The following is a 12,780-nucleotide window of genomic DNA, read 5'->3' as shown; positions in this document are numbered from 1 at the left end:
CTCCTGCCGTGTGACGGTCAGGACATAGCACAGGATTATGACGCTCCCGAATCGGCGCGGTGGTCAGCGTTTGCGCCACTTGGTCCACAAATGGCGCGCGAGCATGACGGGCGGCATGCGCAGCCAGTGCGAGCGGATGTAGAAGGCCTGTTGCAACACGAAATGCGTCGCACGGCCCCAGTCGTCGCGCGCGAGCAGGCGGCGGCGGAACCAGATGTCGGTCGGGTCGTGCCTGTCCCAACCGGCGGGTAGCCGCGCTCCGTAGATGTCACGCGCGAGCCGCGCTGCGCGGTGCACCGCTGCGCCCAGCCCATGCATCGCGGCGCGTTTGTCGAGCCCGCCCCAGAACCCCGGATCGGCGTCGGCAAAATCGCGCGTCAGGCAATGAAAGTCCCACAGGTTGCGCAGCCCCCCCTGCAAATCGCCGTCGGCGATCAGATGCGCCGCGCAGTGGCATACCATATCGGCGGGGTTGAGGACCCGGAAGCCTCCCGGCGCCCTGATCGCATCGCCGACCAGCGCGAGCGCGTCGGGCGTGGCGCGGTGCGTGCGCGGCAGGATCGTGTGGTGCACGTCGATCATCCGGTCGCGATCCTTGTGAATCAGCGGCGGCAACTCGTGCATATGATCGCGATAATAGGCGTCGTCATAGGCGTCCTGCTTCACCCATTCCCACCCGTCGATTAGCGCCAGATTTTCGGCACGACCAATATCGTGCCACGGCACCAATATGTCGAGGTCGCCGATCTGACGCCCCGCAGCGCAGGACAGCTGGGCGGCGGCATAGGCGGTGCCCTTGAGCAGCACGAACTCGACCCCCGCCGGATCGAGCGAGCGGCGCGCCATTTCGGCCTCCCACAGCGCCTGCGCGGTCGCGACCTTCGCCGCAGCGCGCTGATCGGCGAACAGCGATGCGACATGCAGCGGCAAATCGGCGGCCTCGAGGCGGTACGCGAGCGTCGCGAGCATCGCCTCGGCGCGCGCGACTCCGATCACGCCTTCCCAGTCGCGTGAGGCGAGCGACGCGGCTTCGTGGCGTTCGGCGAGCAGGTCGATGAGGGTCTGGACCGCGCTCACTTGATCGCCTCGGCCCAAAGTTGTTCCACCAGCGCGATCCCGCTCGCGCTGTCGGGATAGCTGATTCCGAACGCCGGGGTTTCGCGGACGAGCCGGGTCAAAGCGGCAAAGCCCGCCTCCCCCAGCGCAACATAGTTGGTCGACGCTTCGGTCAGGCGGACGAACGCCTCCCCCTCGCCCATCCGCTCGATCGCGACGTCACCGCCGAAGCGCGGGAAGAGCAGCAGCGCGGGGCGCACGGGTTCGTGCATCGCGGCGATGGCGTCGGGCCGCGGGATCAGGTGGCAGATATCGCCCTTCGGTGTCGCGGCGAGCAGCGGGCCGAGCCGCGCCGGATCGACGCGCGCAGCGACCTCGGCGATAGCTTCATTCTTCAGGCTGACCGCGCGCGGGAAAGCGAGCGCGTCGCCGCTGGCGGGATCGACCAGCGTGAATTCGTCGCCCATCAGCCGCCAATCGCCCTCGCCCAGCAACGCCGCGAGGGTCGACTTGCCCGATCCCGATTCGCCCGACATCAACAGCGCGCGGCCGTCCCTCGCCACCCCGCTCGCGTGGAGGAGCATGTGGCGCCGCCAGCCCAATGCGACCTGCAAATTCATCGCCATCTCGGCAGCGAGCAACCCCATGGAGAGCGGCAGCGGGAGCGCGTCGGGAACGATGAAATCGCCGCCGATGTGCACCGAAGGCCGCAGCCAGCGTCGCCACGGCCGCGCCGCGAACAGCCGCACCGTCGCGTCGGCGGGGCGCGCATCATCCTGTGGATAGCTGGCGTAAAGCTGATCGAGCGCCGCGATCGGCGCGGCCCAGTCGCTACCGATGCGGAACTGGACGGGGCCGACGGCGATCCGCGTGCTGTACTTCACGCCCGTTCCACCAGTCCCATCGCGGCGAGTTCGCTCAGCCGTTCGGCGACGATCGCGCGGGTGTCACCTTCGCCGTCGAGATCGAAGGCGTTGGCCAGGCGTGCGATCAACGCGGTGGCATCGCACGGAACATCGTCCATCACATTCAGCATTTCGGGCATCGGCGATACGACCAGATGCGTCTGCATCGACCGGCGGTCGAAAATGGCGGTGAGTTCGCCCAGCGGCTCGACGCGCAGCGCACCCGGCGGCGCAGCGCGATAGGCGCGATCAGGCATAGTTTTCGGCGGCTCTCGTCAGCTTTGCAAGAATAGCCAACAGAGTTGCGCGCTCGCTCGCACTGAGGTTCGATTCGAGCTGCGCTTCGCTCGCGAGCGCTGCGGGCACGATTGCGTCATAAAGCGAACGGCCCGTTTCCGTGAGTTCGAGATGGTGCGAGCGCCCGTCGGCCTCATGTGCCTGCCGCGCGATCAGTTGCCGGTCGGCGAGCGCTTTGGCGGCGCGATTGACCGTCACCTTGTCCATACGGGTCGCGGCGACCAGTTCGCGCTGGGTCTTGGGTTGCCCCTCCCCCAGCACCGCCATCAGCCGCCATTCGGGAATCTTGAGCCCGAAACGATTCTGATATTCAGCCGCGATCCGTTCCGACAATGCATTCGACGCAATCGACAGGCGATAGGGCAGGAAATTGTCGAGGTTCAGTTTCTTGGCGGTCATGGCTCTTCCTTATCGCCTGTTCGCCGTCTGTGAAGGTCAGAAAGTGACGCGCGCGCCGATCCACAAGGTCCGCGGCGTCGCGCGTTCGACGATGCCCGAGGAGGAGATGGCGGCGGGGACCAGTTCGTCGAACAGATTCTCGCCGCGCGCCTCGACGCTGATCGCCTCGGCAAGCTGCCACGACAGGCCTCCATCCAGCGTCAGCGCGTCGCCGAGTTGCTGCAAGCCCAGATCATCCTCATTCTGCTTGCCAATGTAGCGTAGCGTCGCGAAGCCGCCGAACGGGCTGCGGGCGTTGCTGCGCAGCGATACGCTACCGCCATGTTTGGCGATCTGCGCCGGGCTGCGGCCGTCGAGCAGCGCGGCGGCACCCGAGGCATCAACCTTGGCGTCGGTGAAGGCCCAGGTCGCGCGCAGCGTCAGCGGGCCGATCGGCTGCTCGGCGCTGAATTCAACGCCCTTGCTGTCGATCGCATCCAGATTCTGCCGCTGATTAAGGTTCGGCGCCAGCGTTACATTGGCGATGGCATTGGTCAGATGGTTGGCGAAGAGCGTCGCCGACAATTTGGTATCGCCATTGTCCCAGTCGATCCCGACCTCGCCACCCCACAGTCGTTCGGGCTTCAACATCTCGTTCGCGAGGGTAGTTTCGGCACCGACGCGGAACGGGCGATAAAGTTCGTTGAGTGTCGGCAGGCGCCAGCCGCGATAGCCTGCGGCGCGCAGCGAGAGATTGTCCGATGTCCAGCGCACGCCGGCGCGGCCGCTGCCTTCCCAGCCCTGCCGCGCGTTGAAGCGAAGGTCGGTGATGGTGCTGCCACCAATATTGCGCTCGTTCCGAAAGCCTTCACCCAGCCACCAGCGATCGACGCGGCCGCTGAGCGTCCAGAGGAAGCCGTCATAGCGGTCGCCCGAGGTCCATTCGGCAAAGGCGCCCACGGTGTCGCTGCTGCCACCCGCGATCCGGTGGCGGCCGGGGACAAGTCCGGTGAAGAAATAATCCTCCTCGGTCTGCCCCGTCGTGCGACGCCAGTCAGCGCCAAGACGAAGCGATTGCGATGGCCGCAGTTCGAAGCGCACGCCGAGACCGGTTGCGGGAACCTCCTGATAGAGCGCAGGGGTGACGCTGTTGCGGTTCCCCGCGACGCTTGCGAAACCCGATTTAAAGTCGCGAAGCTGGACATAGGCAAGCACAAGCCACGGCGTTTCGCCGGAGTGGACGAAGCGCAGGCTGGCGTCGACGCCATAGGTCCGGCTGTCGGTAAAATCGCCCCCGCGATCGCGCTTGTCGGAGAAACCACGCAGACTCGCCTCAATGCGGCTGTTGTCGCCCGCATCGAAACGCAGGCGCAGGCCGAGCCCGCCCTGTTGATAGGGTGCAGCGCGATCGGCGCCGCCGCGCTGGCCCTTCACGACCGGAATAAAGCCGTCACCGCGGCTATAGCGGCCATCGACGGCGATCTTTCCACTGCCGATATTTCCGCCCACCGATGCAGAGACGTCCCAACCGTTGCGGCTACCGTAGGCGAGACTCGCTTCGGCGCCTTCGGTCATCGTCGAATGGAGACCGATGGTTCCCGCAAGCGCACCGGCACCATCCACGCCACTGCCGCCGCCACGGGTGACGATGATCCCGCCGAGATTGATCGCATCATAGGCCGACCAAGCGACCCAGCCGCCGAAGGGGTCGGCCTGCGGCACGCCATCCAGCGTGACGAACGCGCGCGCCGACGCATTGCCGCCAAGCCCGCGCAGCGTCACTCCCTGGCTTGTCGGATGCGCCGAACGACTGTCCGAACGGCGAAATTGGACAAGCCCCGCTTCGTCGCGAAGGCGGTTCTCGACGCGCGCCCCGAAACCGGGAGCAAGGTTGGTAAGGAACGCGGCGCTCTGGACTGCATCGCTAGCAGGCCGACTCAACACGCCGCTACCGTTGACGACGATGTCTTCCTTGGGGAGCGTATAATAAACACAGCAAGACGAGGTGTCGGTGTCGTCCACGTCAACGGTCTGGGCTATGGCCGCCGCCGGCATCGCCAGCAGCGCGCTCCCCGTCAGCAGCCGGATCACGCGGGCTTGACCGCGTCGGGGTGGGCTTTTTGAAACGCGTCCACTTCCATGCATGCGGCGTCGATTTCGACGAGCCGCGGATAGGCGTCGAGCGGCACCTCGAACCGGCGCGCATTATACATCTGCGGGACGAGGCAGCAGTCGGCGATGCCGGGCGTGTCGCCGCCGAGATAGCGCCCCTCGCCGGCCATCGCCTCGAGCGCTTCGAAACCCTGTGCGATCCAGGTCGCGATCCAGCGGTCCTTGGTCTGTTCGTTGAGCCCCAGATCGCGGGTCAGATATTTGAGGACGCGCAGGTTGTTCAGCGGATGAATGTCGCTCGCGATCACCTGTGCCTGTGCCAGCGCGACCGCGCGCGGCATTGGCTCGTCGGGGATCAGGCGCGGTTCGGGAAAAGCGCGGTCGAGCCAGTCGATGATCGCCATGCTCTGGATGATCGGTTCGCCATCGACCACGAGCATCGGGACAAAGCCCTGCGCATTTTGCGCCAGATAGGCGTCGCTCTTCTGCTCGCCCGCGATCAGGCTGACTTCGACGCGTTCGAACTCAAGCCTTTTGAGCTGGAGCGCGATGCGAACACGAAAGCTGGCCGAAGAGCGAAAATAGTCGTGGAGAACGAGTTTGGTCATGGCGGCTAGTCATGCGACGCTTTCGACATCTCCGCAATCCATTGCCGCAGCAAAGCCACGCCTTCCTTGTGCACCGTCGACCGCCCGACCTCGGGCATCGCGATGCCGGGATCGAGGCTTTCCATGCGATAGATCAGGAAACTGTGATCGGGGTCGCCCGGCGCGATCGCGAAATCCATTCCGCCGCTGCCGCGCCCCGCTGCGGTGGGACGCTTGCCGAGGCCGTAATTGACCCCGGCGGGATCGTCGGTCCAGCGCAGGAACAGGCCGCTGTTCGACGCGCTGCCCTGCGGATTATGACAATGCGCGCAATTGACGTCGAGATAGGCGCGCGCGCGCGCCGCAACCGGACCGCTTTCGGGATCGTCCCAGCGCGGCATAACGGGCTTCAGCGCGGCGGGATCGGCGAAATATCGACCGGCGAAGTTCGTCGGCAGCACGAAGTTGCGCGCCTTCGGCCCGATCGGTTCGATCACCCCGCTTTTGCTGTGACATTCCTTGCACTGATTCTTGTTGGGCACGCCATAACGGATGCTGTGCGCCTGTCCGTCGGGGCTTTTGAAGCTCACCGGTACGCGCCGTCCGGCGACCGCCAGCGTCGCATCCTTGCCGTCGGAGTCCCAGATATAGGGCAGCGCCAGCCAGCCATCGGCGCGGTGGATCAGCAGCCGCGTTTCGACCGGACGGCCGCCATTGAAATCGGGCCAGCCAAAGCTTTTGACGATCACCGTCCCGACCGGGAAAGCGATCGTGCCATCCGCGCCAACGCTCGCCTTCTTGCCCGCCGGAATCCAGAGCAAGCGGTGTTTGTCGGCATAGTCGCTGAACAACGGGGTGTTCAGCGTATAGGGCGCCAGCGCTTCGAGCGGCTGCGTCGATCCCGGCCTGAACAGCGCGAATTCCGACAATTTGGCGGGCATCGCCGCTCCGTCGATCACCGCCTGATTGGGCACAGGAACCGGGACGGCGACGACACCGCTGGCGCACAGCATCGCCGCGGCAAGGGCTGCGGCAATGCGTTTCACTGGACCTTGGCTTCCATGGCCGCAGGCAAGGTGACGCCGGGCAAGGCCGCCGGGGCGGTGCCCTTGAGGTCAACGCGGCTCGGCTTCGCCGCGCTCTGCGGCATTTTGAGGTCGGGCAGGTTCAGCGACAGCACGCCCACATCCTCATTCACCACCGCATCGCCGGTACCGTCCCACAGGATCGGCGAGATCGATCCCCCCATAGCCTTTGCGATTTCGGCGCCGCCCGGGAAGGCCGGGGCAAAGCCCGCCTTGCCATGCTGGTTGTCGCGGACAACGATCGCGCGCGGCAGCGGCTGATATTTCGCATCGGTATAGGCATAACGATAGCCGACGATTGACACGTTCGACGTGCCGTTCTGGTCGAACAGATTATCGAAAATCTCGACATTGCGGTTCGCCATCACGAGGACGCCGGTCCCGGTGGGGACGCTCGCGACGATATTGCCCTTTGGCGCGAAGTTCGGCGTGCTGTTGTCGCGAACGTCATTGTCGAACACGCGAACATTGTGACCGCCCTGCATCGGCAGGCTGGGCAGGTCGAACACCAGAATGCCACCGGTGTTCTTCGTTGCGATATTGTCGTGAACATCGGCGTCGTAGCTGTTCTCGATCTCGATCCCCGCAACATTTTCGATCGCGGTCGAATCGCGGACGATGATATTCTTCGACTGGCCGACATAGATGCCCGCGTCGGACGCTCCGCGTACAAAGACACTGTCGATCAGGACATTGGTGCTTTCGACCGGGTAAATGCCATAGGCGCCGTTGGTTTCCTTCGGCCCCGCGGTCCATTCGACGCGCACCTGATGATAAACGATGCGGTCGGCGCCCTTCGACTTGATACCGTCACCCTTGGTATTGAGCACAGCGAAATCGGTCAGGAACACGTCGTCGGAGGTCACGAGAAGCCCCTCGCCCGCACCCTGCTGGCCCGAAAAATCGAGAATCGAACCGTCGGTCCCCGCCCCGGCACCACGCAGCGTAACGTTCGCAACGTCGAGCGACAAACCATCGGTCAGCTTCCAGGTCCCCGCGCCCAGTTCGACGACATCACCCGGTTGCGCGAGGATCAATGCCTCCTGCAGCTTTTCATTGGCATCGGGCGTTGTCGCACTGACGCTGATCGTTTTGGCAGCCGCGGGCGCCGCCACAAGCGTTGCGACGGCCAAGCTCAGACAGGCCGTGCGCGGCAGGTGATAGAATCGCATGTATCTCTCCCATATTTTTGCCCTACATGCGTCAAGACTGCACCGATGCCAAGCACACTGCTGACACTGGTGTAGATAAAAACGAGGAGCGGTTGCTTGATTCAAAAATTCGCATTTATTCTGCTAGCTTTAGCTATCTTTCCTGCAAAGGCAATAGCGGCGCCCGCGCCGATCACCGGTCGCTGGGCGACCGATGACGGCAAGGCGATCATCGAGATCATGCCATGTGGCGCCAAAATATGCGGCCGCGTCGTCCGCCTGCTGATCAAGGAACCCCCCGGCGGGCAGCGCGACGAGCGCAACCCCGACAAGGCGAAGCGCAGCCGTCTGGTCGAAGGGTTGCAGATTTACTGGGATGTCGTGCCCGACGGCGCGGGCTGGAAAGGCCCGGGCTATAGCCCCGAGGACGGGCGCTATTACAAGGCGCACATGCGCGCCAACGGCAACAAGCTGACGTTGAAGGGCTGCGTGTCAGTCTTTTGCAAGACCATCACCTGGACGCGCATGAAGTGAGCCGATTCCCCCTCCCGCTTGCGGGAGGGGAGTTTTCGTTAAGGTACGTCGCCCAGTATCCAGTCGACCCCCGCCGCCACATGGATGCGCGTCGTGTCGTAAATCGGCAGGATATTGGCGTCGGGGTCCACCAGCATGACGAGTTCGGTGCAAGCGAGCACGATCGCCTGGATATCCTGCTTCGCAATGTCAGTGATGAAGGTACGCATGGTGCGGCGCGAATTTTCGGTCACCTTGCCCTGCATCAACTCGTCATAGATGATGCGGTCGATTTCCTCGACGCGTGCCGGGTCGAACGGCGCGAGCGTCAAGCCGTGGCGCACCAGCGCCTGGCGAAACCAGGGTTCGGTCATCACGTTGCGCGTACCGATCACCGCAGCCGACTTGACCTTGTCGGCCTGCATCTTCTCGCCGGTTTCATCGACGATATGGAGCAGCGGGATCGAGATCGCCGCAGAGATGTCGTCGGCAATCTTGTGCATCGAATTGGCGGCGATCATCAACGCGGTGGCGCCCCCGGCCTCGAGCCGCTGCGCCGAGGCGATCAGCACCTCTTTCGCATACGCCCACTGTTCGGGCGTACTCAGCCGCGACAGGTCGCAATAATTCAGGCTTTCGAGCAGAATCGGCGCCGAACAGGACGTCCCGATGCGTTTCTGCACGCCCTTGTTGAGGTGCCGGTAGTAAAGCTCGGTCGATGCCCAGCTGATGCCGCCGATCAGGCCGATTTTGCGCATAAGGTCCCTTGTTCAAAAACACGTCGCCCCCGCAAGTGCAGGGGCCGCTATCGAGGCAGTGCAAAGCCGCCAGCGGCCCCTGCCTTCGCAGGGGCGACGATTATTGTCTAGTGCCCGCCGCCGTTGAGCGCCTTGACGATGTCGTCGGCCATTTTCTTGGCATCGCCGAGCAGCATCATCGTCTGGTCCATATAGAAGACGTCATTGTCGACGCCGGCGTAGCCGACGCCGCCCATCGAGCGCTTCACGAACAGCACAGTCTTCGCTTTTTCGACGTCGAGTACGGGCATTCCGTAGATCGGCGAGGTTTTGTCGGTCTTCGCCGACGGGTTGGTCACGTCGTTGGCGCCAATGACGAAAGCGACGTCGCACTGGGCGAATTCGCCGTTGATGTCTTCGAGTTCGAACACCTCGTCATAAGGCACGTTCGCTTCGGCGAGCAGCACGTTCATGTGGCCAGGCATGCGGCCAGCGACCGGATGGATCGCGTATTTGACGTTCACGCCCTCTTTCTTGAGCAGGTCGCCCATTTCGCGCAGCGCATGCTGTGCCTGTGCGACCGCCATGCCATAACCGGGAACGATGATGACATTTTCGGCCTGGCTCATCAGGAAGGCCGCGTCGTCGGCGCTGCCCGGTTTCCAGGGACGCTGTTCGGTCGAACCGCCCCCCGAAGCCGCCGCGTCGGCGCCAAAGCCGCCCGCGATCACACTGATGAAGCTGCGGTTCATCGCGCGGCACATGATGTACGACAGGATCGCGCCCGACGAGCCGACGAGCGCGCCGGTGATGATCATCGCGGTGTTGCCGAGGGTGAAGCCCATCGCCGCCGCGGCCCAGCCCGAATAGCTGTTGAGCATCGACACGACGACCGGCATGTCGGCGCCCCCGATCGGGATGATCAGCAGGAAGCCAATGACGAAGCTGAGACCCGTGATCGTCCAGAACACCCACGGCGACTGGTCGAAGGTGAAATAGGCCGTGAGCCCAATGATCGCGGCGAGCGTGCCGAGGTTGATGATGTGCCGGCCCGGCAGCATGATCGGCGAACCCGACATATTGCCGTTGAGCTTGAGGAAGGCGATGACCGAGCCCGAGAAGGTGATCGCACCGATCGCGATGCCAAGGCCCATTTCGACACGGCTGACGGTAAAAATCTGTCCCGCCGCGTCGGCGATGCCGAATGCCTGCGGGTTGAGATAGGCCGCCGCCGCCACGGCGACCGCGGCGAGACCGACGAGACTGTGGAAAGCCGCAACGAGCTGCGGCATCGCCGTCATCGCAATCCGTCGCGCCATCACGATACCGATGACGGCACCGATGCCGATGGCTGCGAGAATTTCGATCAGTGCGACGGAGTCGAGCGAGAAGGCGTAGGAGTCTTCGCTAATTACCTCATAGGTTCCCGGCGCATGCGTCAGCAATGTGGTGACGACCGCGATCGCCATACCTGCCATGCCGAAGCGATTGCCGCTTTGCGCGGTTGCCGGGCTCGACAGCCCGCGCAGCGCGAGGATGAAAAGAACGCCCGCTACCAGATAGGCGACAGCCGCCCAGGGGTTGACGGCAAGGCCATGTTCGCCGGTCGCGGCGGAAAGGATCGACTGGACATCCATCTCAGCGCACCTTTTTCTTGTACATCGCTAGCATGCGCGCGGTGACCGCGAAGCCACCGAAGATGTTGATGCTCGCCATCACAACAGCGGCGAGGCCGAGCCATTTCGACGAAGCCGATCCCGCGGCAGCACTGGCAATCAGCGCGCCGACGATAATCACGGAGGAAATGGCGTTGGTGACACTCATCAGCGGCGTATGCAGCGCCGGGGTCACCGACCAGACGACAAAATAGCCGACAAAACAGGCCAGGACGAAAATCGAAAAAATGGCGATGAAATCCACGCGCGCTCCCCTGCTGATTCCGCGAGCGCATCTCTTGCCGTCAGGATGCGGGCCTGTCGACTCCTAAGCGGCCAAAAAAGAGGGGCCGCGTTACCCAAGGCGGGAAATGCGGCCCCTTCAGGACATAAAATGTCGCAAAACCGGCCAAACCGGTCCAATTTTTACTTGATAGCCAGATCAGCCAAGGGTGGGCATCAGTACGCCGTTGATGACATGCACCATCCCGCTCGACTGTTCGACATCGGGCTGGGTGACGAAACCGCTGCTGCCCTGTGTGCCGTCGATCTTGATATTGCCCTGTACCTCGGTGAAAGTCAGCGTTTCGCCGGCAACGGTGGTCAATGTTGCCTTGCCGCCGCCGGCCTTGATCTTGGCATAGAGATCCTCGGCGGTCACGCGGCCCGGGACGACGTGATAACTCAGCACCTTCGCCAGCGACGCGGTGTTGACGGGGTTCATCAGCCAGTCGGTCATCGACTGCGGCAGTGCGGCAAATGCCTGATCGGTCGGCGCGAAGAGGGTGAACGGGCCTTCGCCCAGCTTTTCGGAAACGCCCGCCGTGGCCAGGGCTGCGGCCAGCTTCTGAAGTTCGGGCGAGGCGGTAGCGATTTCGGCGGTGATGCCGGTCGGCTGTGCGGAGCCGGCAATGTCGGCAACGGCATCGTCCGAGACGGCGACGTCAGCCCCGATCTCGGCTTCGACGGGCGCGGTTTCATCCTGCGCATATACAGGCGACACAGCAGCGGCACCCAGAGCAACGAGTGCAAAAAGGGGAACAGCGAAAAGCTTCGCAGGCATCATCAGTCATTCTCCGGTTATGATAGTTCGGGGTTTGGAAAACCCTGAACGCATCCTAACCATCGAAAGTTTCATGAAAAGGCCGAATTCGGCCTTTTCATGCCAATATCAACCCAGCAGTCGCTCGTTCACGACCTTGCCGCCCTGCGTCAGGCGCACGGCATTGCCGATTTCCTCGTCGAGCACGGGCTTGCCGGCTTCCTTGTCCCAGAAGGCGGACAGGAAGTTGAAGAGATTGCGGCTGAACAGCGCACTGGTGTCGGCGGGCATCAGCGCAGCGATATTGCTCGCCCCGATTACGGTGACGCCGTGGATACGCTTCGCTTCGCCCGAAACCGAGCCTTCGACATTGCCGCCGCTTTCGGCGGCCATGTCGACGATTACGCTGCCGGTGCGCATCGTCGCGAGCTGCGCGTCGGAGATCAGCCGCGGCGCGGGACGCCCCGGGATCAGCGCCGTGGTGATGACGATATCCTGCTTGGCGATGTGCGACGACACGAGTTCGGCCTGCGCCGCCTTATATTCGTCGGACATTTCGGTGGCATAACCGCCCGTACCCTCGCCCTCGATCCCCGCGACCGTCTCGACGAAGATCGGCTTCGCACCGAGCGACATGATCTGTTCCTTGGTCGCGGCGCGCACGTCGGTCGCGCTGACCTGTGCGCCGAGACGGCGGGCGGTCGCGATCGCTTGCAGCCCCGCGACGCCGACGCCCATCACGAACGCCTTGGCGGCGCTGACCGTACCAGCGGCGGTCATCATCATCGGGAAAGCGCGGCCATAGGCGTTCGCCGCCATAAGGACCGCCTTGTAGCCCGCAAGATTTGCCTGGCTGGAGAGGATATCCATCGACTGCGCGCGCGTGATGCGCGGCATGAATTCCATCGCCAGCGCCTCGAGCCCCAGCTTCGCATATTCGTCGACGCGGGCGCGCTCGCCAAAAGGGTTAAGTCCGGCAGCGAGCCACGCCCCGTCGGCGAAGCCCTTGAGCCCCTTGGGGTCGGGGCCCTGGATCGCGAGGATGATATTCGCACCCTTCAGCACATCGGCGCGGCTGCCGACCGTGGCACCGGCGACGCTATAATCGGCATCGGCGACCGAGGCTTGCTCGCCCGCCCCCGCTTCAACAGCCACTTCCGCGCCCAGGCCAATGAATTTCTTGACCGTTTCAGGGGTGGCAGCGACACGAGTCTCGCCAGCGGCGAGCTCTTTCAGCACAGCAATGCGCATGCCGGGGCCGG

At 63.9% G+C, this 12,780-nt stretch carries 14 protein-coding genes; 1 reads left to right on the top strand and 13 read right to left on the bottom strand.

The features are described from left to right. Positions 1 to 63: 63 nt before the first annotated feature. From AC1RRJ_RS06105 to AC1RRJ_RS06070, 8 genes are read right to left on the bottom strand one after another with little or no spacing between them, the layout of a single operon-like run. Positions 64 to 1,077: a nucleotidyltransferase domain-containing protein gene (locus AC1RRJ_RS06105; protein WP_493120871.1), complete on the bottom strand. Its 1,014-nt coding sequence runs from the start codon at positions 1,075 to 1,077 to the stop codon at positions 64 to 66. Beyond that, on the bottom strand, positions 1,074 to 1,940 hold the full coding sequence (locus tag AC1RRJ_RS06100; protein WP_493120870.1) for an HprK-related kinase A: 867 nt from the start codon (positions 1,938 to 1,940) through the stop codon (positions 1,074 to 1,076). Before AC1RRJ_RS06100 ends, AC1RRJ_RS06105 begins: the two co-directional genes overlap by 4 nt. After that, a complete protein-coding gene (locus AC1RRJ_RS06095; RefSeq protein ID WP_493120869.1) occupies positions 1,937 to 2,218 on the bottom strand; it encodes an HPr-rel-A system PqqD family peptide chaperone in 282 nt (93 codons plus the stop codon). Before AC1RRJ_RS06095 ends, AC1RRJ_RS06100 begins: the two co-directional genes overlap by 4 nt. After that, the gene (locus tag AC1RRJ_RS06090; RefSeq protein WP_493120868.1) at positions 2,211 to 2,657 is read right to left on the bottom strand and encodes a MarR family winged helix-turn-helix transcriptional regulator; all 447 of its coding nucleotides are present in this window, start codon (positions 2,655 to 2,657) and stop codon (positions 2,211 to 2,213) included. The genes AC1RRJ_RS06095 and AC1RRJ_RS06090 overlap by 8 nt, the downstream gene beginning before the upstream one ends. Positions 2,658 to 2,693: 36 nt before the next feature. After that, positions 2,694 to 4,727, bottom strand: a complete 2,034-nt coding sequence (locus AC1RRJ_RS06085) for a TonB-dependent receptor (RefSeq protein ID WP_493120867.1) — start codon at positions 4,725 to 4,727, stop codon at positions 2,694 to 2,696. Beyond that, on the bottom strand, positions 4,724 to 5,356 hold the full coding sequence (maiA, locus tag AC1RRJ_RS06080; protein ID WP_493120866.1) for a maleylacetoacetate isomerase: 633 nt from the start codon (positions 5,354 to 5,356) through the stop codon (positions 4,724 to 4,726). Before maiA ends, AC1RRJ_RS06085 begins: the two co-directional genes overlap by 4 nt. A 5-nt stretch (positions 5,357 to 5,361) precedes the next feature. Beyond that, positions 5,362 to 6,381, bottom strand: coding sequence for an SO2930 family diheme c-type cytochrome (locus AC1RRJ_RS06075; RefSeq protein WP_493120865.1), 1,020 nt, complete (start codon positions 6,379 to 6,381; stop codon positions 5,362 to 5,364). Beyond that, entirely contained in the window at positions 6,378 to 7,592 is a 1,215-nt protein-coding gene (locus AC1RRJ_RS06070; protein ID WP_493120864.1) for a parallel beta-helix domain-containing protein, read from the bottom strand. The genes AC1RRJ_RS06075 and AC1RRJ_RS06070 overlap by 4 nt, the downstream gene beginning before the upstream one ends. Before the next feature lie 96 nt (positions 7,593 to 7,688). Here AC1RRJ_RS06070 and AC1RRJ_RS06065 point away from each other — a divergent pair, with 96 nt between their 5' ends. Then, the gene (locus AC1RRJ_RS06065) at positions 7,689 to 8,105 is read left to right on the top strand and encodes a DUF2147 domain-containing protein (protein WP_493120863.1); all 417 of its coding nucleotides are present in this window, start codon (positions 7,689 to 7,691) and stop codon (positions 8,103 to 8,105) included. A 38-nt stretch (positions 8,106 to 8,143) separates the two neighbouring features. Here AC1RRJ_RS06065 and AC1RRJ_RS06060 read toward each other — a convergent pair whose 3' ends face one another. The 5 genes from AC1RRJ_RS06060 to AC1RRJ_RS06040 form a co-directional block, all read right to left on the bottom strand. Next, positions 8,144 to 8,842, bottom strand: a complete 699-nt coding sequence (locus tag AC1RRJ_RS06060; RefSeq protein ID WP_493120862.1) for an aspartate/glutamate racemase family protein — start codon at positions 8,840 to 8,842, stop codon at positions 8,144 to 8,146. A gap of 107 nt (positions 8,843 to 8,949) precedes the next feature. Next, a complete protein-coding gene (locus tag AC1RRJ_RS06055) occupies positions 8,950 to 10,458 on the bottom strand; it encodes an NAD(P)(+) transhydrogenase (Re/Si-specific) subunit beta (protein WP_493120861.1) in 1,509 nt (502 codons plus the stop codon). Position 10,459: 1 nt separating this feature from the next. Continuing rightward, positions 10,460 to 10,741, bottom strand: a complete 282-nt coding sequence (locus AC1RRJ_RS06050) for a proton-translocating transhydrogenase family protein (protein ID WP_088470814.1) — start codon at positions 10,739 to 10,741, stop codon at positions 10,460 to 10,462. 177 nt (positions 10,742 to 10,918) lie between these two features. Then, positions 10,919 to 11,479 carry a fasciclin domain-containing protein gene (locus AC1RRJ_RS06045; RefSeq protein ID WP_493120860.1) on the bottom strand — a complete coding sequence of 187 codons (561 nt, stop codon included), beginning with the start codon at positions 11,477 to 11,479 and terminating at the stop codon, positions 10,919 to 10,921. A gap of 168 nt (positions 11,480 to 11,647) precedes the next feature. After that, a complete protein-coding gene (locus AC1RRJ_RS06040; RefSeq protein ID WP_493120859.1) occupies positions 11,648 to 12,769 on the bottom strand; it encodes an NAD(P) transhydrogenase subunit alpha in 1,122 nt (373 codons plus the stop codon). Between the last annotated feature and the right edge of the window lie 11 nt (positions 12,770 to 12,780).

The organism is Sphingopyxis sp. GW821-FHT12C06, from assembly GCF_058807415.1.
This window is presented reverse-complemented; position numbering and strand designations above follow the sequence as displayed.